Origin of the sequence: Streptomyces sp. (assembly GCF_036524955.1) — a bacterium.
GTDB lineage: Bacteria > Actinomycetota > Actinomycetes > Streptomycetales > Streptomycetaceae > Actinacidiphila.
In genome coordinates this window covers 1-21,411 of sequence record NZ_DATDBG010000227.1, presented here as the reverse complement: position 1 = coordinate 21,411, position 21,411 = coordinate 1, and the positions used below count along the sequence as shown (strand labels likewise).

At 72.1% G+C, this 21,411-nt stretch carries 21 protein-coding genes; 18 read left to right on the top strand and 3 right to left on the bottom strand.

Features of this window, described 5'->3' with window-relative positions; translation table 11 throughout:
• Window positions 1-245: 245 nt before the first annotated feature.
• The 13 genes from VIW71_RS18315 to VIW71_RS18255 all read left to right on the top strand — a co-directional run bounded on the left by VIW71_RS18315 (window position 246) and on the right by VIW71_RS18255 (window position 12,091).
• On the top strand, window positions 246-1,961 hold the full coding sequence (locus VIW71_RS18315; RefSeq protein ID WP_331623419.1) for an AMP-binding protein: 1,716 nt from the start codon (window positions 246-248) through the stop codon (window positions 1,959-1,961).
• Window positions 1,958-2,959 (top strand): ribonucleotide-diphosphate reductase subunit beta, encoded by a 1,002-nt coding sequence (locus VIW71_RS18310; RefSeq protein ID WP_331623418.1) that lies wholly within the window; start codon window positions 1,958-1,960, stop codon window positions 2,957-2,959. Before VIW71_RS18315 ends, VIW71_RS18310 begins: the two co-directional genes overlap by 4 nt.
• Before the next feature lie 39 nt (window positions 2,960-2,998).
• Window positions 2,999-3,262, top strand: a complete 264-nt coding sequence (locus VIW71_RS18305; protein ID WP_331623417.1) for an acyl carrier protein — start codon at window positions 2,999-3,001, stop codon at window positions 3,260-3,262.
• 43 nt (window positions 3,263-3,305) lie between these two features.
• Window positions 3,306-3,998, top strand: a complete 693-nt coding sequence (locus tag VIW71_RS18300) for an SGNH/GDSL hydrolase family protein (RefSeq protein ID WP_331623416.1) — start codon at window positions 3,306-3,308, stop codon at window positions 3,996-3,998.
• Window positions 3,995-5,668, top strand: coding sequence for a GMC family oxidoreductase (locus VIW71_RS18295; RefSeq protein WP_331623415.1), 1,674 nt, complete (start codon window positions 3,995-3,997; stop codon window positions 5,666-5,668). The genes VIW71_RS18300 and VIW71_RS18295 overlap by 4 nt, the downstream gene beginning before the upstream one ends.
• 27 nt (window positions 5,669-5,695) lie before the next feature.
• Entirely contained in the window at window positions 5,696-6,082 is a 387-nt protein-coding gene (locus VIW71_RS18290) for an SCP2 sterol-binding domain-containing protein (RefSeq protein WP_331623414.1), read from the top strand.
• A gap of 70 nt (window positions 6,083-6,152) precedes the next feature.
• A complete protein-coding gene (locus VIW71_RS18285) occupies window positions 6,153-7,412 on the top strand; it encodes an acyl-CoA dehydrogenase family protein (RefSeq protein WP_331623413.1) in 1,260 nt (419 codons plus the stop codon).
• Complete coding sequence (locus VIW71_RS18280) at window positions 7,409-8,377, top strand: hypothetical protein (protein ID WP_331623412.1); 969 nt, start codon at window positions 7,409-7,411, stop codon at window positions 8,375-8,377. The genes VIW71_RS18285 and VIW71_RS18280 overlap by 4 nt, the downstream gene beginning before the upstream one ends.
• The gene (locus VIW71_RS18275; protein ID WP_331623411.1) at window positions 8,374-9,177 is read left to right on the top strand and encodes a ThiF family adenylyltransferase; all 804 of its coding nucleotides are present in this window, start codon (window positions 8,374-8,376) and stop codon (window positions 9,175-9,177) included. Before VIW71_RS18280 ends, VIW71_RS18275 begins: the two co-directional genes overlap by 4 nt.
• 10 nt (window positions 9,178-9,187) lie before the next feature.
• The gene (locus VIW71_RS18270; protein ID WP_331623410.1) at window positions 9,188-10,117 is read left to right on the top strand and encodes an AurF N-oxygenase family protein; all 930 of its coding nucleotides are present in this window, start codon (window positions 9,188-9,190) and stop codon (window positions 10,115-10,117) included.
• 10 nt (window positions 10,118-10,127) lie between these two features.
• Window positions 10,128-10,439 carry a DUF4873 domain-containing protein gene (locus tag VIW71_RS18265; protein WP_331623409.1) on the top strand — a complete coding sequence of 104 codons (312 nt, stop codon included), beginning with the start codon at window positions 10,128-10,130 and terminating at the stop codon, window positions 10,437-10,439.
• Between the two features lie 159 nt (window positions 10,440-10,598).
• Window positions 10,599-11,375 (top strand): dienelactone hydrolase family protein, encoded by a 777-nt coding sequence (locus VIW71_RS18260; protein ID WP_331623408.1) that lies wholly within the window; start codon window positions 10,599-10,601, stop codon window positions 11,373-11,375.
• Between the two features lie 80 nt (window positions 11,376-11,455).
• Window positions 11,456-12,091, top strand: coding sequence for a helix-turn-helix domain-containing protein (locus VIW71_RS18255; RefSeq protein WP_331623407.1), 636 nt, complete (start codon window positions 11,456-11,458; stop codon window positions 12,089-12,091).
• A 52-nt stretch (window positions 12,092-12,143) separates the two neighbouring features.
• Here the strand turns inward: VIW71_RS18255 and VIW71_RS18250 are convergent, their stop codons facing one another.
• Window positions 12,144-13,775, bottom strand: coding sequence for an AfsR/SARP family transcriptional regulator (locus VIW71_RS18250; protein WP_331623406.1), 1,632 nt, complete (start codon window positions 13,773-13,775; stop codon window positions 12,144-12,146).
• A 197-nt stretch (window positions 13,776-13,972) separates the two neighbouring features.
• On the opposite strand from VIW71_RS18250, the gene VIW71_RS18245 reads away from it, so the two are divergent.
• Entirely contained in the window at window positions 13,973-14,551 is a 579-nt protein-coding gene (locus tag VIW71_RS18245; protein ID WP_331623405.1) for an RNA polymerase sigma factor, read from the top strand.
• Between the two features lie 175 nt (window positions 14,552-14,726).
• Here the strand turns inward: VIW71_RS18245 and VIW71_RS18240 are convergent, their stop codons facing one another.
• Both VIW71_RS18240 and VIW71_RS18235 read right to left on the bottom strand, forming a co-directional pair.
• Complete coding sequence (locus VIW71_RS18240; protein WP_331623404.1) at window positions 14,727-14,933, bottom strand: acyl-CoA carboxylase subunit epsilon; 207 nt, start codon at window positions 14,931-14,933, stop codon at window positions 14,727-14,729.
• A gap of 35 nt (window positions 14,934-14,968) precedes the next feature.
• A complete protein-coding gene (locus tag VIW71_RS18235) occupies window positions 14,969-16,558 on the bottom strand; it encodes an acyl-CoA carboxylase subunit beta (RefSeq protein ID WP_331623403.1) in 1,590 nt (529 codons plus the stop codon).
• Window positions 16,559-16,777: 219 nt separating this feature from the next.
• Between VIW71_RS18235 and VIW71_RS18230 the strand changes: the two genes are divergently transcribed.
• The 4 genes from VIW71_RS18230 (at window position 16,778) to VIW71_RS18215 (ending at window position 21,394) form a co-directional block, all read left to right on the top strand.
• Entirely contained in the window at window positions 16,778-17,647 is an 870-nt protein-coding gene (locus VIW71_RS18230; protein WP_331623402.1) for a biotin--[acetyl-CoA-carboxylase] ligase, read from the top strand.
• Between the two features lie 177 nt (window positions 17,648-17,824).
• A complete protein-coding gene (locus tag VIW71_RS18225; protein ID WP_414720776.1) occupies window positions 17,825-18,955 on the top strand; it encodes an adenylate/guanylate cyclase domain-containing protein in 1,131 nt (376 codons plus the stop codon).
• Window positions 18,956-19,358: 403 nt separating this feature from the next.
• Window positions 19,359-20,159 carry an enoyl-CoA hydratase/isomerase family protein gene (locus tag VIW71_RS18220; protein WP_331623400.1) on the top strand — a complete coding sequence of 267 codons (801 nt, stop codon included), beginning with the start codon at window positions 19,359-19,361 and terminating at the stop codon, window positions 20,157-20,159.
• Window positions 20,160-20,236: 77 nt separating this feature from the next.
• Window positions 20,237-21,394 (top strand): GGDEF domain-containing protein, encoded by a 1,158-nt coding sequence (locus VIW71_RS18215; RefSeq protein WP_331623399.1) that lies wholly within the window; start codon window positions 20,237-20,239, stop codon window positions 21,392-21,394.
• The last annotated feature ends 17 nt before the right edge of the window (window positions 21,395-21,411 follow it).

Sequence of the window (21,411 nt, the reverse complement as noted above, 5' to 3'; positions counted from 1 at the left end):
GAGCCTTTGGGCCCGCCGCCCCCACTGCTTTTGTCCCCCGCTGCCCCCGTTCCCGGCGGCAGCGCTCTCGGTCGGTCTTCCTGCTCGTTCCCTGTGCGGGTGGCCTCGTTCCCCGGCCGCCCACTCCGGGAGTTCGGGCGTCAGCCCTCCAAGCTCGCGCGTGCGGGCTTCGGTAATTCGTGCGAGGGGTCCCCGGGGTCCGGCGCGTAACACAGGGCGAGTGTCCGTCCGTTGAGAGGGAACTGTTGAACACCGTCCTTGACTGGCTGGACGATCCCGTGCCGGAGCGCGGGGTCCACTACTACCGGCCCGACGGCTGGCACCTGCGCGGTTACCAGGAGATCGCCGGCCACGCCCGCCGGATCGGCGCCCTGCTCAGGGCATCCGGCGTTACCCGGGGAGTCGTCTGTCTGCAGATCGAGGACCCCGAGACGTTCGTTCCCGCGTTCCTGGGCACGATGTACGCGGGCCTGACCCCGTCTCCGATCGCGTCACCGGTGACCTTCACCAATCATGACGCGTACAGCGACCACGCGGCCGCCATCCTGACCGCGGCGGCTCCCGCCGCGGTCCTCACCGACGCCGCGATGCGGCCGCTGGCCGCGGACTCCTGCGCCAAGGCGGGGCTGCCGGAGCCGCTGGTGCTGCCCGCGGACCTCCCCGACGCGCAGAACGAGGCGCGCCGCGACGCGGAACTCGCCCTGCTGCAGTTCACCTCGGGCTCCAGCGGCACCCCCAAGGGCGTACGGGTGACCGCCGGCAACCTGGCCGCCAACGTCCGCGCCATCCACGGCTGGCTGGGCGTCACGAGCGAGGACTCCTGCTCGTCGTGGCTGCCGCTCCATCACGACATGGGGCTGATCGGCACCTTCCTCGGCTCCGTGGTCGCCCAGATCGACCTGTTCCTGATGACGCCGCTGGACTTCATCCGGTCCCCCGCGCGGTGGCTGGAGGCGCACGGCAAGCACGCCGTGACCATCACCACGGCGCCCAACTTCGGGTACGCGTACGCCGCTTCCCGGGTCCGCGAGGAGAGCCTGGCGGGCGCCGACTTCTCCACCTGGCGGGTCGCGATGAGCGGCGCCGAGCGCGTCGACCCCAAAGCGGCCGCGGACTTCGCCGTGCGCCTGAACCCGTACGGCTTCAGCACCGCCGCGTTCACGCCCTGCTACGGCATGGCCGAGACCACCCTCGCGGTCAGCGGGGTGACCCCCGGTACCGGGGCCAGGATCGTCCGGCCCGCCGGGTCCCTGGTCACCGGTGAACCGGTGACCGTCACCGGCACGGGTGTGCTGGGCTTCGACCGCCCCGAGGACCCGGCGCGCTGGCTCAGTTCCTGCGGCGTTCCGGTGCCCGGGACCACCGTCGAGATCGTCGACGACGACGGGAAGCCGCTGCCCGACGGGTCGTTCGGCGAGGTCCGGGTCTCGGGCTCGTCCGTCGCCCTCGGCTACCAGTCGCCCGACCCGGACGCCTCCGCCCCGTTCACCGAGGACGGCCTGCACACCGGCGACGCCGGATTCCTCCTCGACGGGGAGCTCTACATCGTCGGGCGGATCGGCGACAGCCTCAAGGTCCGCGGCCGGAAGGTGCACGCGGAGGACCTCGAAGCCGCGCTCGCGGCCGTCCCCGGAGTGCCGGCCGGCCGCTGCGCGGTGGTGCTGGGCAGCAGCCGCGGACAGGGCAGGGCGATAGCGGTCGTGGAGTCCACCGACGACCGGTGGCTGCCGGCCGCGACCACCATGCTGCGCACCACGCTCGACGGCTCCGTGGCGGTGACGGTGGTGCGCGCCCGGCGCGGCGTCATCCCGCGCACCTCCAGCGGCAAGCCGCGCCGCCGCCTGATGTGGCAGCAGGCCGCGGACGGCACTCTGCCCGGCGACGTACTGCACGACACGTTCAACGCCATGACCACGGCAACCGCCACGACGACGGCACGACTGGATGGGGCAGCGACATGACCGCCACTCCCGCGGGACTCGTTCTCGATGTGACCGAGACGGCGCCCGAGACCACCGCAGAACAGCGCGGCCGGCTCGCCGGATCGGCCGACCTCTACCGCCGCTGGGAGCGCCAGCAGTGGGCTGTGGCCGAGGTGAACCCGGCCAGGGACGCGCCCGTCTGGAACGTGCTGTCCGTGTTCTCCCGCAGCCAGATGCTCGGCGCCCTCGCGGAGCTGGAGGTCGGAGAGGTCGCGGTGACGCACACCCTGGGCTCGCTCATCGACGCCCCGCCGACCGAGGACGACCGCATCTTCCTGTGCACGCAGCTCGCCGACGAGGCACGGCACGTGCGCTTCTTCCAGACCTACCTGGAGCAGGGCTGCGGTGTCGCCCTGAGCGAGGCCGAGGGCACCGAACTCGAAGGCTCCGCCGACTACGCGGACGTCTTCGCCCCCGAGCTCACCCGCGTCACCGACTCGGTGCGCGCCAACCACGACGACCGTGACGCCTGGTACCGGGCGCTCGTCTACTACCACCTGATCACCGAAGGCGTGCTCGCGGCCACCGCGCTGCGCACCACCCGCTTCCTCGCCAAGCGGCTGAGGCTTCCGGCGCTCGAAGAGGGACTGACCAACGTCACGCGCGACGAGTCGCGGCACGTCTCCTTCGGACTGCGCGCGGCGCAGGACGGGGTCGCCGGCGGCTTCGCCCAGGTCGTGGAGGACGCCCACTTCGAGTCGATCGGCGCCGCCGCCTGGGTGCTGATCGGCCCGTCCCGCCACAACCCGGTGCCGATGATCCAGGCCGCCCTGCTCAGCCGCGCCGCCCAGTTGAACGGCGCGGTGGAGATCGCCCGCGAGCGGCTGCTCAAGCAGTTGCGCCTGGTCTCCCTCCCGCACCTCACGGAAAAGGCCGGAGTGGCCTGGGACCAGGCGGTCGACCGGGCCCTGGACGCCTACGAGGAACGCTGGAGCGCGCCTCACCCGATCAGGGCAGCGGCCGCGGTCACTTCCTGACACCCGATCCGTCCCTCCGACACCAGAATGCGAGCACTCATGGACAGCAGCACCCTCCGCGGAAAAGTCCGGCAGATCGTCGGCGAGATGAGCCCCCTCGGAGCACGTGAAGCGGACTCCGGCGACCGGCTCGTCGAGGAACTGGGCTACGACTCCCTGGCCGTCATCGAGCTCTCGCTCCGGATAGAGCAGGACTTCCAGCTCAACGCCCTGACGTCCGGCGGAACCCCCGACATCACCACCGTCAAGGACATCGAGGACTTCGTCGAGGAGCGGGTCGCCGCCTCCACCGACGCCGCCTGACAGCGCCCGGCCGGCGCCCCGGAGAAGAAGAGGACAGCACACGATGACCGAGGACCTGGGCCGTGAAGCGGCCGACCCGCTCTGCCTTCCGCACGAGGAGGCCGTGCGTCTGCTGCGCGACGCCCCCTGGCGGCGGCTCGCCGTGATGGGCGACAGCTTCGCCCAGGGTCTCGGCGGCCCCAGCGAGGGCTACGCGGACATACCGTGGCCCGAGCGGATCGCCGGGGCTCTCGGCGCCGGCCGGCCGGATTTCCAGTACCTCAACACCGGCGTGATGGGCAAGCGCACCAGGCAGGTACGCGCCGAGCAGCTCGACCAGGTACTGGCCTTCCGGCCGGACCTGGTCAATGTCGCCGTGGGCGGCAACGACCTGTTCGACGCCGAGCCCGATCTCGACGCGGTCGAGGCCGATCTCGACGCCGTCTACGCGGCGCTGCGGGCCCAGGGCGCCGACATCTTCGTCTTCACGGTCACCAACGTCTTCGACACGATTCCCGAACTCGCCGAGTTCCGTCACCGTGTCGACGCGCTCAACGAGCGGATCCGCGCGGTCGCGGGGCGCCACCAGGCGGTGCTCATCGAGATGTGGGACCACCCGGTGCGGCTGCGCCCGGCGCTGATGAGCACCGACGGCATCCACTTCGCCATGGAGGGACACGCCGCCCTGGCGGCGGAGATCGTCAAGGCCCTGTCCCGGCGGCTCAGCCAGGCCGGCGCGGAAAGCCAGGTGCGATGACCGGGAGCGACGGCGGAAACGGCGGGGCGCCGACCACCGCGCGCTACGTGGTGGTCGGCGCGGGCTCGGCCGGATGTGTGCTGGCCGCGAGGCTGAGTGCGGCGTGCGACGAGCCGGTGGTACTGATCGAGGCCGGTGGTTCGGACAGCAGGGCCGGGATCGCCATCCCGGCCGCGTTCCCGACGCTGTTCCGTTCCGAGGTGGACTGGGCGTACCGCACGGTCCCGCAGCCGGGGCTCGGCGGCCGGGCGCTCGACTGGCCGCGCGGCAGGACACTGGGCGGCTCGTCGTCGCTGAACGCGCAGATCTGGACCCGCGGCCACCGCGCCGACTACGACGGCTGGGCCAAGCAGGGCTGCGACGGCTGGTCGGCCGACGAGGTGCTGCCCTACTTCGAGCGGGCCGAGGACCGCGAGCCGGGCCGGGCCGGCGGCGCCAGGGACCGGGCGAACGCCGCCGCCGGTACCGAGGCCGGCTACGGTACGGGCGGCCCGGTCCGCATCGAGGACCTGCGCGACCCCAGTCCGGCCACCGCCGAGTTCCTCGCCGCCTGCGCCCAGGCCGGCATCGGCCCGCTGGACGGGGTGACCGCCCTGGAACCCGAGGGCGCGGGCCCGGTGCACACCACCCAGCGCGGCGGACGGCGATGGAGCGCGGCCGACGCCTACCTGCGCCCGGCGAGGGGGCGCGGCAATCTCGTCGTCATCACCGGCGCCCAGGTCGAACGGGTGCTGATCGACAACGGCCGGGCCGTGGGCGTCGCCTACTCCACAGCGGCGGGACCCGGGCGCATCCACGTCGACGGTGAGGTCGTCCTCGCCGCCGGTTCCATCGGCACTCCCCACCTGCTGATGCTCTCCGGCATCGGCCCGGCCGGGGAACTCGCCGAGCACGGCATCCAGGTGCACGCCGACCGGCCCGAGGTCGGCCGCAACCTCACCGACCACCTCTACGTACCCCTCGCGTTCGACGTGTACGGCACGGTCTCGCCGGGTGTGGAGGACCAGGCCACCGAGATCGGCGAGTTCATGAGCGGGCGCCGGGGGCGGCTGACCTCCAACATCGCCGAGGCGGTCGCCTTCCTGCGCAGCTCCGGCCATCTCACCGCCCCCGACCTGGAGCTGGTGTGGATGGTGCTGCCCTTCCTCGACCAGCGGCAGGCCGAACGCCGGCACGGCGTGACGCTCGGCACGGTGCTGCTGCGGCCCCGCAGCCACGGCAGCGTCCGGCTCGACCCCGCCGACCCGGCCGGCCCACCGCTGATCGACCCGCGCTATCTGTCCGACCCCGCGGGCGAGGACCTGCGGGTACTGGCCGCCGGGGTACGGCAGGCCCAGCGCGTGCTCAGCAGGCCCGCGCTGGCGGACCGCCTCGGCGACCCCCTGACACCGGGCGCGTTCGACTTGTCGGACCAGGGCGTGGAGGCACTGACCCGCGGATACGCCGAGACCCTCTTCCACCCCGTCGGCACCTGCCGGATGGGACCGGACCAGGACTCCGTGCTCGATCCGCGCCTACGACTGCGGGGGGTCGAGGGACTGCGAGTCGTCGATGCCTCCGTGATGCCCTCGATTCCCCGCGGCCACACCCACGCCCCCACGGTCATGCTCGCCGAGCGCGCCGCGGACCTCATCCTCACCGACGCGGCCGGTGCCGTGGCACACCGCTGATCCCAGACAACGAGAGGCTTCCGTCCCGTGACTGTCCACGCAACCGCAGAACAGGCCCACCGCATCATCAAGGGCGCGTCCCAGGCGGCCCTGAACGACGCCACGTTCACCGCGGTCCTCAAGGAGTACGACTTCTCCCTGCAGTTCGTTCTCAAGGACCCCCAGGTCGCGCTGCACATCGACAAGGACGGCGTCATCGACGGCGCCCCCCGCGGCGCCACCGTCCGCATCGAGGGTGAGGCCGACGCCCTGCACGAGGTCCTGCTGGGCCGCCTGACGGTCCCCCGGGCGATCGTCGAGCGCCGCCTGGTCGTGAAGGGGCGGGTGGTCTCGCTGCGCAGGCTGGCCGACCTGCTGCCCGTGCTCGGCCGGGAGTACTACGCGCGCGTCGCGCAGGCTGCCCAGCCCGCCTGAGCGCGGTACCCGCACGTCCCAGTCGCCCCTTGGCACAGACCGGAAGAATTCCAGCAGAAAGAGTGCAGCCGTGACCGTTACCGCCGAGATCGTCCCCAACGCGCCGACCCTCTCCGACCTGCGGGCGCTGCGCGCCGCTGCGATGCCCTCGATGTTCGACCTGCCGCCCGAGGTCGAGCTGCTGCGCGACGAGGTGCGCGAGTTCGCCCAGACCGTGGTCAGGCCCCGCGTGCTCGCCAACGATCTGGCCGCCGCCGACGACCTCGACTGGGACGTGGTGCGCGCCGGCCACGAGATCGGCCTGCTGCGGCTGACCGTTCCCAAGGAGATCGGCGGACGCGGCATGGGTGTGCTGGGCGTCGCCGTCGCCATGGAGGAGATCGCCGCCGTGTGCCCGAGCACCGCGCTCATCTTCGGCGCGTCGCTGCTCGGCCAGTCCGCGGTGCTGTTCTCCGGCGACCAGCAGCTCCAGGCCCGCTTCGTGCCGCCCTTCCTCGGCGACGAACCGGTGCTGGCGTGCAACGCCATCACCGAGGAGGTCTCCGGCTGCGACCTGCTCATCCCGGAGAACGCCGAACTCGCCGCCGACGTCATGACGGCCCGGCGGGACGGCGACGGCTACGTGCTCAACGGCATCAAGCGCTTCATCACCAACGGCAAGGTCGCCCAGTGGGCGACGGTGTTCGCCAATGTCGAGGGCCACCCGGGCGCCACCGGGCTGACCATGTTCGTCGTGCCGCTGGACAGCGAGGGCGTCACCCGCGGCCCGGTCGCCGACAAGATGGGCTACCGGGCCTGCCTGGGCACCACGCTCGTCTTCGAGGACGTGCGCGTGCCCGGGGAGAACGTCGTCCTCGGCGAGGGCAACGGCTGGAGCTTCATGTCCATCCAGTCCAACCAGGCGCGTTCCATCGTCGCCGCCATCTCCACCGGTGTCGCCCGGGGCGCCTTCGAGTACGCCAAGGAGTTCGCCGGCGAGCGGGTGCAGGCCGGAAAGCCGCTGTACGAGCACCAGTTCACCGCCCGCAAGCTCGCCGAGATGGCGGCGAAGGTCGAGGCGTCCAGGCTGCTCTACCTCCAGGGCGCCTACCAGGCCGACAACATGCTCCCGGCGCCGGTCTACGGTCCCGCCGTGGCCAAGATGTTCGCCGACCGGGCCGCCATCGAGGTCTCCGAGGAGGCCATGTCGATTCTCGGCGCCCGTGGCTACTGCCGCGAGTACGGCGTGGAGAAGCTGGTCAGGGACTCCTTCGGCGCGCGGATCTACGAGGGAACCCCCGAGGTGCTCGCCCTGGCGATAACCGGGGCCCTGTACGGGCGGCGGGTGTGAGCGCGGGCACCGCCGCCGAGCAGCCCGCGCGGATCGCGGATCCCGCACGGCCGGCCGGGTCGGAGGACGCCCGGCTGGCCGGCCGCCGTGACCGCTACATCGCCGACGTGCTGGCCCTGCACGACCGGGTCAGCCTGCGCGGGCTGGCCGCGCAGGTCGAGCCGTTGTATCTCGCCCGCCGTCCTGACGGGCTGACCGTGCTCGCCGTCCCGCAGTCCGGGCTGCCCGAACGCTACCGGCTGATGATCTACGGCTTCCGGCTCGCCCAGTACCTGCGGCTGAACTTCGCCAGCGACCGGGTCGCCCACGCCTGCGGCCTGTTCGCGGAGCCGTCCGGCTCGCACGGCGAGGAGATCCACGTCATCGTCCTGCAGGAGAGCACCGGGGCGATCCTGCGGTACGTGTCGTACCTCGGCACCCGTGATCCGCGGCCGCGGCCGGTCACCGACCCGGACCGGGCGCTCTTCCCCGCCGAGGTGGCCCATGGCGTCAACTTCTTCGACCACGTGCCACCGGCGGACTCCCCGCTCAGCAACGAGGTCTGGGAGATCAAACGGCTGGTGCAGCGCGGCTCCGAAACGGACACGCCGATCACGCAGCGGCTGCGCATCACGCTGGAGATGATCCTCTGCTTCTACTCCACGCTCCAGCGCCTCGATCCCCAGGCCAAGTACCTGATCGGTGACGGCGAGGAAGGGCTGGCGATCCGCCGGCTCACCCGCAGCCTCAAGGACATCACCGTCATCGAGGGCACCACGCCCCGGCTGCCGGAGGACGACCTGCTCGCTCCCTCGTACGTGACCCGGTCCGAGGTGAAGCCCTTCGTGGCCCGCGCGCCGCAGGGCGAGGAACTGGCCGAGCTCGTCCGGTGGATGCAGGCGGCAGTGTCCGGGACCGACCCGCTGTCCGGCTTCAGAGAGCTCGTTGCCCGCGTCGAGGGCCAGATCAGGAGGGTACGGGTATGAATGCCTCGTACGAGGCGGACGCCTACTACAAGGGCTTGACCGAGCGCAACCGGGGGCTCATCCCGGACGGGGCGCAGCGGCGGCTGCGGACCGGCAAGGTACTGGTGGCCGGCTGCGGTTCCACGGGCGGGGCGGCGATCGAGCCGCTGGCACGGCTGGGCATGGGCGCCTTCGTGCTGACCGAACCCGGCGAGTACGAGCTGAACAACCTCAACCGGCAGAGCGCCGGCCAGCAGGACATCGGCCGCAACAAGGCCGTGGTCGGCGCCGAACGGATCAGGGCCATTCACCCGTTCGCCGAGGTCACGGTGGACACCGGGGGCGTGCAGGCCGACAACGCCGCCCTGCTGCTGGACGGTGTCGACGTCGTCGTGGACGGGGTCGACGTGACCACGATGAAGGGCTGGCAGGCGAAGTACACGCTGCACGCCGAGGCGTCCCGGCTGGGCGTTCCGGTCGTCTCCGGGTACGACATGTCGGGCACGCAGCACGTCCGCTACTACGACTACCGGATCCCGCTCGAACCGCTGGCCGGCCAGGTCACCGAGCACGACCTGGCCAACGAGACGCTGTGGAACCTGCTGCTGCGGGTGATCCCCCGCGAGATCGTCCCGGCCGACCTGATCGCGGACATCACCGCACACCGCGGTGAGCCGGAGTACAGCGTCCCCCAACTCGTCTACGCCTCACACATGTTCGGCGTTCTGGCCGCCCGCTACGTCGTCGAGATCCTGGCCGGGAACCCCGTGCGCAGCGAGATCACCGTCGACCTGCACAGCCTCGTCGCACCGCAGAGTTAAGGAGTTTCCGATGACCACCGCAACCGACCGGCGCAACGCGGACCCGCTGGCCTGGCAGACCAAGAAGGCCGCACAGCTCCTGGTCGCCTCGGCCAAGCACTCCTACGACCCCAGAGTCGACGTCGACTGGGACGAGCCCCTGGTGGAGGGCAAGTGGTTCCTGCCGGAGAAGCGCATCTCGCTGTACGGCACCGAGCTGTACGACTCGCTGTCCATGGAGCAGAAACTCCTGCTCAGCCGTGAGGAGCTCGGGTCCTCGCTGGCGGCCGGGGTGTGGACCGAGCACATCCTGCTGCACCTGGTGTCGCGCTACGCCTACAAGCGCGACGTCACCAGCCCCCAGGTGCAGTTCGCGCTGACCGAGGTGGCCGACGAGGTCCGCCACATGATCATGTTCGCCCGGCTGGCGGAGAAGATCGGTGTGGACTTCTATCCCGTGTCCCCCCGGACGCACCGCAACGGGCTGCTGCTGAAGACCTTCGCACCGGTGCCGGCGCTGTGGGCCATGCTCCTGCTCACCGAGGAGTTCTTCGACCGCTTCCAGCGTGAGCAGGCGGCGGACGAGACGGTCCAGCCGATCGTGCGGACCGTCGCGCGCATCCACGTGGTGGAGGAGGCGCGGCACATCAGCTTCGCCCGCACCGAACTGGAGCGCTTCGTGCCCACCCTGTCCAAGCGGCGCCTGGAACTGCTGCGCGGCTTCCTGGCCAACGTGGTCAAGACGATCCGCCACGACCGCTACAACCCGCTGATGTACGAGCGGGCGGGGCTCGACCCCAAGACCGCGGTCGCGGTGGGCCGCAACAACCCCACCGGCGCCGTCAACGGCGCCTACGGGGCAGAGCGGCTCGCCCCGTACTACAAGAAGATCGGCCTGATCGGAGGCAAGTCCGAGAAGGTCTGGCGTGAGGCGGGCTGGCTCAAGGACCAAGAGGCCTGAGGGGACCGCGGTGGAGGACGACGGCTACGAAGGCCCGGCGGTACTGATCGTCGGGGAGGAGCGCTTCAGCGTCCGGGCTCGGCTCTGCGGCCAGTTCCAGCCGATCGACGGGCGCTACCGGTGGTACGGCCGGCTCGGGTCCGACGAGCGGCTGAGCCGGCTGGTCGGCGACCGCTCGACGGCTGTCGTCCTCCTGACCGAGGAGGGCGACGCGGAAGGGCGCATCACCGAACCCGACCTGTGGAACCGCTACCGGATCGAGGGGACCAGCGCCCCGCCGTTCCGGATTCCGCTCGGCCTCGGGGACGTCGGGGCGGAGTGAGCAGGCGCCGCCGGCCCGGAGCACCGGGGCCGGCCGGTGGCGCCGCAGCACGTGCGAGCAGAGAACAGCGCGGCCGTTACGGGCCGGTGAGCAGCGCGGCCGGTACACCAAATGCGGCCGTCGCGGAAATGCGCAAGGAAAGCGGAGGACGACCCATCCATGTGTTTTGACGAAGACGCGGTCCCGCCCGTGCCCGCCGTCCCGGACGCCGCGGTCGACGCCCGGTACCTCGAACTGACCGCCGCCGACGGGAACGTCTTCGGTGCCTTTTCGGCCGTTCCGGCGGGCGGCGCCGACACCTCCGTAGTGATCCTGCCTGATGTGCGCGGTCTGTACGGTTTCTACACGGAGCTGGCGAGGAGATTCGCGGAGCACGGGGTCGGGGCGGTCGTCTTCGACTACTACGGCCGCACGGCCGGCACCGGGAAGCGCGCGAAGGACTTCCCGTACCGCGAGCACATGACCAGGCTGAGTCCCCGCAGCCTCTACACCGACCTGGCGACGGCCGTCGCGCACGCCCGCGCTCCCGAGGGAGGCGGCGCCAGGGCCGTCCTGACCGTCGGCTTCTGCATCGGCGGGCGGATCGCGGTGGTCGCGGCGACCGGCGACCTCGACCTGGCGGGGGTCGTCGGCTTCTACTGCTGGCCCGCCGCGGGCCCCGACGGTTCACCCGGCCCGACCGGGCGGGCCGCGGAGCTGAAGTCCCCCGTGCTGGCCCTGATGGCCGGTGACGACCCCGGCATCCCGCCGAGCGACGTCACCGCCTTCGAGGAGGCGCTGGCGGCGGCCGGCGTCGATCACGAGGTGGTGACCTACCCCGGCGCCCCGCACAGCTTCTTCGACGCCAAGCGGTCGGAGTACGCGGAGGCGTCCGCGGACTCCTGGCGCCGCGTCCTGGCCTTCGCGGAGCGGGTGGGCGCGCCCGCCGGCGGGTGAGCGGCCGACCGGTGATACGTACCATCGGAATGTAGGTGCGTGTACGCTGTACGCGTGGCCAGGACTGGGGAGCGCCGGTGATGGAGACGACTCGAACGAGACCGCGGCCGACGCAGCGCGAGCGGTCGGACGGCACCATCGAGGCATTGCTGGCCGCAGCTCGTGAGCTGTTCGCGGCCCACGGCTACAACGCGACCTCCCTCGACGCCGTGTGCGGCGCCGCCCACGTCACCAAAGGGGCGCTCTACCACCACTTCAGCAGCAAGCGGCACCTCTTCCGCGCCGTGTACGAGAGGGAGCAGGTGCGGCTCGCCCGGGTCGTCGCCCGCGCCTACCGCGACTCGGAGCCGGACTCCTGGGAGGCCGTCTTCGCGGGATCGCGGGCCTTCCTCGCCGAGGTCCTCGCCTCCGACGCCCAGCGGATCAGCCTGCTGGACGCCCCGGGAGCGCTCGGCATGGACACGATGCGTGAGTTCAGCTCCGAGTGCCTGCTGATGATGCAGGAGGGCATCAGGCGTGCCGTGGCCCGCGGTGACATCGTCGCGCAGTCGGTGTCCGCGCTCAGCCACCTGCTGTACGGCGCCCTGTGCGAGACCGCGATGGCCGCCGCCCGCGCCGAGAACCAGAAGGCGGCTCTCGACGCGGGACTGGTCGAACTGCGCGCGCTGTTCGACGCGCTGGCGGTACGGTCCGGCGGGCGGGTGGGCGCGGCGTAGGCGCGCCGGCGCCGCCCGTGCGTCACGTCCGAACGGACGTGCCCGCCGGACGTCACGCGTCGGGCGGGCGCCGCTCGTGCCTGTCGCACGCAATCGGTCTTCCTGCGCACTCGCTCCGCGGGTGACCTCGTTCCTCGGCCGCCCGCTCCGCGAGCTCGGGCGTCAGCCCTCCGGCGGGGCGGTCGACGCACAGGGCCATGGTCATGGTCAGGTCGGCCAGGCTGAGACGGGGCCGGCCGAGCGCGTGCTCCGCGACCGCGGTCAGCGCCTGCGGGGTCCGGCCGCACAGCTCGATGATGCGGGTCATCGTCTCCTCCTCGGCCTCCACCCGCGCCTCCCCGAGAATTCCGGCGAGCATGCGCTCCGCCTGACGGTTGCTCAGCTCGCGCAGCCGCAGGAAGCGGACGGACCGCAATGCCTCCAGCTCTCTCAGCGACGACGCGCAGCGCGTGGTCACGACCACCGCGCCCGCCGTCACCCCCTTCAGCAGCCTGACAGCCCCTTCGTCGCAGACCAGGTCGTCCAGCACGATCAGCAGCCGCCGGTCGGTGACCGTGTCGCGGTACAACTCGGCGAGTTCGTCCGGTCCGGTGACCCGGCACGGCACACCGAGGCTCCGCAGGACGAGACGTATCAGTGCCTCCGGTTCCTGGATGTCCTGGTCGCCCTCGCTGCCGTGCAGGTCGACGAAGACCTGGCCGTCCGGGAAGCGAGGCGCCACCCGGTGCCCCCAGTGGACCGCGAGCGCCGTCTTCCCGATGCCCGGCGGACCCTCGATGACCCGGATGCTCGGTTCGGCGGCGGCCGACGCGACGAACCCGTCCAGCATCGCCAGTTCCTGCTCGCGACCCACGAGCCGGGGCCCGCGGGGAAGCTGATGCGGAATGCGCGCCGCCGCCGGGGCCACGCGCGGTGCCTGCGGGGCCTTCGCCGCCGGTCCCGGACCGGCCCGCAGGATGCGGGTGTACAGCTCCTGCGTCTCACTGTCCGGGTCGACCCCGAGATGACTGACGAGGCGGCGGCGCAACCCGGCGTACACGCCCAGTGCCTCGGCCTGGTGGCCCGACCGGTGGAGCGCGGTCATCAGGTTCCTGATGACGATCTCGTTGTCGGGATACCGCTCCGCGGTGGTACGCAGCTCAGGGAGCAGTTCCCGGTGACCGCCGAGCCGGAGTTCGACCTCGTGGCATTCGACGAGCACGGACAGCCGTTCCAGTTCGAGCAGCCGCCGGACCTCGTCGGCCCACGTCCCCGCCACGCCGCCCAGCGCGGTGTCCTGCCAGACGGCCAGCGCCTGTCTGAAGAGCAGGACGGACCCGCGGACGTCGTCGCCGCCGGCGCGCGCCAGGGCGACACGACGGCGGAAGCTGTGCACATCCACGCAGCGCTCGTCCACCTCGAGGACGTAACCACCGTGCCGGCGCAGCACCGTGGCCTCGGACGGGGGACCGGCGGCCTCGAACACGCCGCGCAGACGTGAGATGTAGGAGTGGACCATGTTGCGGGCCGACTGCGGGGGCTCGCTGCCCCAGGTCCAGTCGATGAGCTCGCTGGTCGGCACCGCTTCGTTCGCGTTCACCGCCAGCATCGCGAAGATCGCACGCTGCCTGGACTGACCGAGGTCCACTGCCTCGCCCGCCGCAGTCCGGTACTCCAAAGACCCCAGCAGCCGAACTAATCCCACGTTGGCTTCCCCTTCTGGTCACGTCGTTGTCGACCTACCTCTCACCCTAGGCTCGATGGGAGCGCTCGGACGGCCCGTCGAACGGTTGCGGTCACCCCGGGACTGTTCTGTGACGTCCCGTCACGGATGGAGAAATTCTTGATTTCCGACGGGTTCCGCGTCACCGGGTCTCAAGCTTTGTCCCACCACCGCCGTCGATGCTCTCCCCCGGCGAGACAGACGACTCGGTGTGGGGGAACGGCATGGGGACCATGGACCACGAGCGCCCGGACGAACGGTGGGACCAGCAGCGCTGGTTACTGGTGTTCGCCGAACGGGAGCGCCTGCTGCGCCTGGTCGCGGGCAGACTGGGCAGGTCCGCCGACGTGGAGGACTGCGTCCAGGAGGCACTGATCCGTGCCGCGACCTACGATCCGCTGGACGAGTCCAGGGTCGCCGCGCTGCTCACCACGATCACGCTGCGGCTGTGCGTGGACCAGCAGCGTCGCGCGGCGCGCGACCAGCGGCTGGCGGTACGTGTACACAATGTGCGGGGTACGGACGGGGGTGCGGACGTCGAGAGCCAGATGTGCGAACGGGCGGCCGGCGACTGGCTGCTGAAGCAGATCGAGAACCTCGGGGCTCGTGAACAGCAGGTGATGCGGGCCCGTGCGCACGGTATGTCCACCGCGGAGGCCGCGCAGGCGCTGAACATCACCCACAAGTCCGCTGAGAGCGCCTTCACGCGGGCCCGCAGCCGCCTGCACACCCTGTACCAGGAGGAGATGGCGCGCTGAGCCTGCGCTGGGGTTGAGCCTGTGCCGGGGGGCCTCGGCCGGTACTCCGGTCGGGCTCGGCTGGCTGTTCGTTGCGCGGAGCGGCGTGGCCCGCTCAGGCGGTCGGTTGCGGTCCACATGAGCGTTCCTCCTGAGCACGCCTCAGGAGGAACGTTGGTCTCAAAGACCACCGGCGCTACGTCGGCCACGTGGAGGTGCGCCAGGCGCCCGGGCCCGGGCGGGGGACGGGGCGGGGGACGAGGTGGGCGGGGTGGGACCACGCGTTCAGCCGGTGCGGGTCGTCCGTCTCAGACGTGAGTGCTGTCGCGCGGGCCTGGACGAGGGCGACGACGGCTGCCAGCTCCTCCGGGGTGGGGGTGCCCCGCTCTACCTTGATCACCATGGGACGGTTCCTCATCAGGGTCGGCCGAGGGGGGCTTACAGCGGGATGTTGCCGTGCTTCTTGGGCGGCAGCGCCTCGCGCTTGTTGCGCAGGGTGCGCAGCGCCTTCACCAGTTGGGCACGGGTCCGGGAAGGGGCGATCACCGCGTCCACGTAGCCGCGTTCGGCGGCGATGTAGGGATTCAGCAGGGTGTCCTCGTAGTCGGTGATGAGCTGCTGGCGAAGCTCCTCGGCCTCCTCCGGGGTGGACGCCTCGGCGAGGGTGCGGCGGTGCAGGATGTTGACGGCGCCCTGGGCGCCCATGACGGCGATCTGGGCGGTGGGCCAGGCGAGGTTGAGGTCGGCGCCCAGGTGCTTGGAGCCCATGACGTCGTACGCGCCGCCGTAGGCCTTTCGGGTGATGATCGTGATGAGCGGAACTGTGGCCTCGGCGTAGGCGTAGATCAGTTTGGCGCCACGACGGATGATGCCGTCCCACTCCTGACTGGTGCCGGGCAGGAAGCCGGGGACGTCGACGAAAGTGACCACGGGGATGTTGAAGCTGTCGCAGGTGCGGACGAAGCGGGCCGCCTTCTCGGAGGCGTTGATGTCCAGGCAGCCGGCGAACTGGAGCGGCTGGTTGGCCACCACGCCGACCGGCCGGCCCTCGATACGCCCGAAGCCGGTGAGGATGTTCGGCGCGAAGAGCGACTGGGTCTCCAGGAACTCGGCGTCGTCCAGGACGTGCTCGATGACCTTGTGCATGTCATAGGGCTGGTTCGCCGAGTCCGGGATCAGGGCGTCGAGTTCCAGGTCCTGGTCGGTGACGGCCAGGTCCGCCTGGGCGGGGAAGAAGGGGGCTTCTTCGAGGTTGTTGCTCGGCAGGTAGGACAGCAGCGCCTTGACGTACTCGAAGGCGTCCTTCTCGTCGCCCGAGAGGTGGTGGGCGTTGCCGGAGGTGGTGTTGTGGGTACGGGCGCCGCCCAGTTCCTCCATGCCGACGTCCTCGCCGGTGACGGTCTTGATCACGTCGGGCCCGGTGATGAACATGTGCGAGGTCTGGTCGACCATCACGACGAAGTCGGTGATCGCCGGGGAGTAGACCGCCCCGCCCGCGCACGGGCCCATGATCAGGCTGATCTGCGGGATCACACCCGAGGCGTGCGTGTTGCGGCGGAAGATCTCGCCGTACATGCCGAGCGAGGTGACGCCCTCCTGGATACGGGCGCCGCCGGAGTCGTTGATGCCGATCACCGGGCAACCGGTCTTCAGGGCGAAGTCCATCACCTTGACGATCTTCTCGCCGAAGACCTCGCCGAGCGCGCCGCCGAAGACCGTGAAGTCCTGGGAGAACACCGCCACCGGCCGGCCCTCGACCGTGCCGTAGCCGGTGACCACGCCGTCGCCGTAGGGGCGGTTGGCCTCCAGGCCGAAGTTGGTGGAGCGGTGCCTGGCCAGCTCGTCGAGCTCGGTGAACGACCCCTCGTCCAGGAGGAGTTCGATCCGCTCCCGCGCGGTCAGTTTGCCCTTGGCGTGCTGCTTCTCGACCGCCCGCCCGGAGCCCGCGTGCGTCGCCTCCTCGATGCGGCGGCGCAGGTCGGCGAGCTTCCCCGCGGTCGTATGGACGTCGTACTCCGGCTCGGCCATGGAGGCGGCTCTCCTGCTCTCGGCGGACCTTCGGTTTCGGGTGCGTGTGCTGGGTGCGTGCCCGCGGTGTGCTGGGCTTGATTGACCGACGGGTAACGCTGTCCCGTAGCGTAGTGGCGACGCTCGGATACCGGCACCGCTGTGTTCGACACATCCCGCGGCGACCACCGGGCCGCCTCGCGGGAGGTCCTTCTCCATGATCGCTCATAGGGTGGACTCATGACGCCCAGTCGCTGGTCCGATCTGGAACGACCGCCGCTCAACGCCGCAGCGCTGCGGAGGGCGGTGGTCACCCCCGGGGCCCTGTGGACCTCGCTCGACGTGGTGGAGGCCACCGGCTCCACCAACAGCGACCTCGCGGCCCGCGCCGCCCGGGGCGAGCCCGAGGGCGCGGTGCTGGTCGCCGAGGAGCAGACCGCGGGCCGTGGCCGCCTCGACCGGCGGTGGTCCGCCCCCGCGCGCTCGGGCCTGTTCTTCTCGGTGCTGCTCCGGCCGGGAGCCGCCTCGTCCTCCGGTACGGCGCCGGTTCCGGTGCACCGCTGGGGCTGGCTGCCGTTGCTGGCCGGAGTCGCCACCGCCACCGCGCTCTCCCGCGCGGCCGGCGTCGACACGGCTCTCAAATGGCCCAACGACCTGCTGATCACCGTGGCGGGCGAGGAACGCAAGGCCGGCGGCATCCTCGCCGAGCGGACGGGTGCCGACGGGGTGGTCATCGGCATCGGGCTCAACGTGTCGCTGAAGGCCGAGGAGCTGCCCGTGCCCACCGCCACGTCCCTGGCGCTCGCCGGCGCCGGCGGAACCGACCGCGACCCGTTGCTGCGGGCCGTCCTGCGGGCCCTCGACGAGTGGTACCGGACCTGGCGCGCGGCGGGCGGCGACCCGGTCGGGTCCCGGCTCCTGCAGACCTACGCGGCAGGGTGCGCGACCCTCGGCCGCCAGGTGCGGGCCGAACTGCCCGGCGGCGGCGAACTGGCCGGTACGGCGGTGGCCGTGGACGGCGACGGGCGGCTGGTCATCGCGGGGCCGTACGGGGAGCAGGCGGTCGCGGCCGGGGACGTGATCCACATGAGGCCGGAGCGGCGGGAGTGAGGCAAGCGGAGTGGGACAGGCGGGATTTTCCGCGGTTTCCGCCAGGTACGGCCGGAAGTAGGCGCCTGCAGGCAGCGGTGGAGAGTGAGCTACGGCACACCTGCCGTATCGTTTGAGGGGCTGCGTCGTCTCGATGATCGGAAGGGCTGTGCGCAGGGATTCCTCAGGGGCCGGGCGGTGAACGTGGACGACACGACCCCCCCGCCGAACGAGCCGTTCCGCTCGGTTCCGGGTGCCGACCCGGAGCCGGACGGTCTCGATGCCGCGGACGGCCCGGAGGCCACGGAATCCGGCGAGCACCCCCTCGCCCTCCGCCTCGAACAGCTCATCCTCGGCGCGCCCCGCCGCTACACCCCCTTCCAGGCCGCCCGTACCGCGGGCGTTTCCATGGACCTCGCCTCCCGCTTCTGGCGGGCCATGGGCTTCGCCGACATCGGCCAGGCCCGCGCCCTCACCGAGGCGGACGTGCTGGCGCTGCGCCGCCTCGCCGGGCTGGTCGAGGCGAACCTGCTGAGCGAGTCCATGGCGATCCAGGTGGCCCGGTCCACCGGCCAGACCACGGCCCGGCTCGCCGACTGGCAGACCGACTCCTTCCTCGAAGGGCTCACCGAACCGCCGGAGCCCGGCATGACCCGCGCGGAGGTCGCGTACCCCCTGGTCGAACTGCTCCTCCCGGAACTGGAGGAGTTCCTCATCTACGTGTGGCGCCGCCAGGTCGCCGCCGCCACCAGCCGGGTCGTCCAGTCCGACGACGAGGAGGCCGTCGACCGCCGGCTGGCCGTCGGCTTCGCCGACCTGGTGGGCTTCACCCGGCTCACCCGGCGGCTGGAGGAGGAGGAACTCGGCGAACTGGTCGAGGCGTTCGAGACGACCGCGGCGGACCAGGTCGCTGCGCACGGCGGCCGGCTGATCAAGACGCTCGGCGACGAGGTGCTCTTCGTCGCCGACGATCCGGGAACGGCGGCGGAGATCGGTATGCGGCTCATCGAGACGATGACGGGTGACGAGACGATGCCGGCGCTGCGGGTCGGGATGGCCTTCGGCACGGTCACCACGCGGATGGGCGACGTCTTCGGTACCACGGTGAATCTGGCGTCCCGCCTCACGTCGATAGCCCCCCGGGACGCGGTCCTGGTCGACGGCGACTTCGCGGAGGCCCTCGGCGAGGCGGGGGACGCGCCCATCTCCGAGGCCGAGGTCGACGCGTCCTCCTCCGAGAAGTACCGGTTCGCCCTTCAGCCGATGTGGCGCCGCCCGGTGCGGGGTCTGGGCGTGGTCGAGCCCTGGTTGTTGACGAGGCGGACGTAGGTTTCCGTTTCCGGGGAGGTGCCGGTTTGCCTTTCGGCCGGTGTGGTGCCGCTCGGTGCGGGGTCTGGGCGTGGTCGGGCTGCTTCCGCGGAGGTGTCCCGCTTCCGGCCCGGACCGCGGCCCGGCGGCGTTCGCCGGCGCCCTTCGGCTCGCGCTGCGCCTGGCACCGCCGGGCCGCATGGAGCGGGCCGCCCGCCGTCGCGGTGGCGAAGCATGTCCGGGCGGGTGCCCCCGGCCCGGAACCGCGCGGGCCGGGGCAGGGCCCGGGAAACCGCCCCGCCCAGCGGCGAGCACCCCGGACGGCGCGGCTCGGCGGTGCCGGACACGCCGCGGGCCCACTCGGTGGCACGCGCCCGTGGCAGGATGGCGCCGCTGGTTCACGGTCGTTAACCGGGGAGGTCTGATGAGGGCTGAGGAGCGGTTCGGGGAGTACGTGGTGGTGCGGCGCCCCGCGGCGCGCGTCGCGGAGCTCGTGCTGGACCGGCCGAAGGCGATGAACGCCGTGTCGACGGGGATGGCCGCGGCGATCGAGGCGGCGTGCGCGGCGGTCGGCGCGGACCGCGAGGTCAGTGTGACCGTGCTGACGTCGTCCAGCGGGCGGGCGTTCTGCGTGGGCGCCGATCTGAAGGAGCGGAACGCGCTCAGCGACGCCGAGTTGGGGCGGCAGCGACCGCGTGCGCGGGCCGCGTACACCGGGGTCCTGGACCTGCCCATGCCGACCGTCGCGTCGGTGCACGGATACGCCCTCGGCGGCGGCTGCGAACTGGCGCTGGCCTGCGACCTGATCGTTGCGGACGAGACCGCGGTGCTCGCCCTGCCCGAGGTGTCGGTCGGGGTGATCCCGGGCGGCGGCGGTACGCAACTGCTGCCGCGCCGGGTCGGGGCCGCCAAGGCAGCCGAGCTGATCTTCACCGCGCGCCGGGTCCCGGCGGCGGAAGCGCTGACCCTCGGCCTGATCGACCACCTCGCCCCGGCCGGCGGCGACCGTGAGGCCGCGCTCGCGCTCGCCGACCGTATCGCCGCCAACTCGCCGGTCGGGCTGCGGGCCGCCAAACGGGCGCTGCGGCTGGGGCACGGCCTGGATCTGCGGGCCGGTCTTGAGGTGGAGGACGCCGCGTGGCGTACCGTCGCGTTCTCCGGTGACCGGGCGGAAGGCGTCGCCGCGTTCAACGAGAAGCGGGCGCCGCGCTGGCCGGGGGAGTAGGAAGGGCCGGGCGCCGGGCGGCCCGTCCCGCACCCCCCCGCTCACCCATACCCGGGCAAAGGCCCTAGCCTGGGGGGATGGTTGACGAAGGGACGGCCGATCTGCGGCTCCGCGCGGTCGTCGAACTCGCCCAGGCGCTGGCGACCGCGCAGACGCCACGCGCCTCGGTACGGGCCGGTGCGCGCCGGGCGCGGCTGGCGATGGGCGGTTCCTTCGCGGCGGTCTCCGCGTGGGAGCGGGAGACCGGCCGGCTGCGCGTCCTGGTCAACGACGGCGACCTCGCGCCCGGCGAGGAACCGGAACCGGACGACGAGTCGTACTCGGTGCACGACTTCCCGGAGATCGCGGAGCTCCTGCACGGGACGTGGGCGGGCGGCGGGGAGCCGCACGCCTGGGTGGAGACCGCGGACGGGTCCGGCTCCTCGCCGGGCGGAAGCAGTTGGGGGCGGGCGGCGGCGCTGCGGCGGCGCGGGCGGGGGAGTTGTGTGGTCGCGCCGATCGTGCTGCACGGGCGGGCCTGGGGCGAGCTGTACGTGGCCCGCGGCGTGGGGGAGCCCGGCTTCGGGCGGGAGGACGCGGACTTCGCGACCGTACTCGCGGCCCTCATCGCCGCCGGGATCGCGCAGACCGAACGGCTCGCGGAGGTGCGGCACCTGGCGTTCACCGATCCGCTCACCGGGCTGGGCAACCGCCGCGCGGTGGACAGGCGGCTGGACGAGGCGCTGGAACGGCACCGGGCGGACGGCGCGGTGGTCAGCCTCGTGGTCTGCGACCTCAACGGTCTGAAAAGGGTCAACGACGAACTCGGGCACGCGGTCGGCGACCGGTTGCTGGAACGGTTCGGTTCGCTGCTCTCCCTGTGCGGCGCCATGCTGCCGGGGAGCCTGGCCGCGCGGCTCGGCGGTGACGAGTTCTGCGTCGTCGCGGTGGGGCAGACCGCGGACGAGGTGGTCGCGGCGGCGGACGAGTTGTGCCGGCGGGCGGGGGAGCTGGACGTGGGTGAGGGGGTGGCCTGCGGGGTCGCCTCCACGGGCGACCCGATCGGGCCGGTGCGGTCGGCGCGGCGGCTCTTCCGGCTGGCGGACGCGGCGCAGTACCGGGCGAAGGCGCTGCGGGCCGAGCATCCGGTGGTGGCCGGGCGGGAGGGGCCCGAGGACCCTGTGGTGCGGCTCGCCGACTCCCCGCCGCCGCGGTCCCCCGCGGAGCGGCGCACCCTCCGCGGCCGGCACCTTTAGCGCCGCGTCGGCCCCGT

Excerpts from the sequence above, each read along its gene's own strand:
- VIW71_RS18300 (WP_331623416.1), top strand. The coding sequence starts at position 3,306 with ATGACCGAGGACCTGGGCCGTGAAGCGGCCGACCCGCTCTGCCTTCCG.
- VIW71_RS18260 (WP_331623408.1), top strand. The coding sequence starts at position 10,599 with ATGTGTTTTGACGAAGACGCGGTCCCGCCCGTGCCCGCCGTCCCGGAC.
- VIW71_RS18215 (WP_331623399.1), top strand. The coding sequence starts at position 20,237 with ATGGTTGACGAAGGGACGGCCGATCTGCGGCTCCGCGCGGTCGTCGAA.
- VIW71_RS18270 (WP_331623410.1), top strand. The coding sequence starts at position 9,188 with ATGACCACCGCAACCGACCGGCGCAACGCGGACCCGCTGGCCTGGCAG.
- VIW71_RS18245 (WP_331623405.1), top strand. The coding sequence starts at position 13,973 with ATGCTCTCCCCCGGCGAGACAGACGACTCGGTGTGGGGGAACGGCATG.
- VIW71_RS18240 (WP_331623404.1), bottom strand. The coding sequence starts at position 14,933 with ATGGTGATCAAGGTAGAGCGGGGCACCCCCACCCCGGAGGAGCTGGCA.
- VIW71_RS18305 (WP_331623417.1), top strand. The coding sequence starts at position 2,999 with ATGGACAGCAGCACCCTCCGCGGAAAAGTCCGGCAGATCGTCGGCGAG.
- VIW71_RS18220 (WP_331623400.1), top strand. The coding sequence starts at position 19,359 with ATGAGGGCTGAGGAGCGGTTCGGGGAGTACGTGGTGGTGCGGCGCCCC.
- VIW71_RS18255 (WP_331623407.1), top strand. The coding sequence starts at position 11,456 with ATGGAGACGACTCGAACGAGACCGCGGCCGACGCAGCGCGAGCGGTCG.
- VIW71_RS18275 (WP_331623411.1), top strand. The coding sequence starts at position 8,374 with ATGAATGCCTCGTACGAGGCGGACGCCTACTACAAGGGCTTGACCGAG.
- VIW71_RS18235 (WP_331623403.1), bottom strand. The coding sequence starts at position 16,558 with ATGGCCGAGCCGGAGTACGACGTCCATACGACCGCGGGGAAGCTCGCC.
- VIW71_RS18295 (WP_331623415.1), top strand. The coding sequence starts at position 3,995 with ATGACCGGGAGCGACGGCGGAAACGGCGGGGCGCCGACCACCGCGCGC.
- VIW71_RS18310 (WP_331623418.1), top strand. The coding sequence starts at position 1,958 with ATGACCGCCACTCCCGCGGGACTCGTTCTCGATGTGACCGAGACGGCG.
- VIW71_RS18230 (WP_331623402.1), top strand. The coding sequence starts at position 16,778 with ATGACGCCCAGTCGCTGGTCCGATCTGGAACGACCGCCGCTCAACGCC.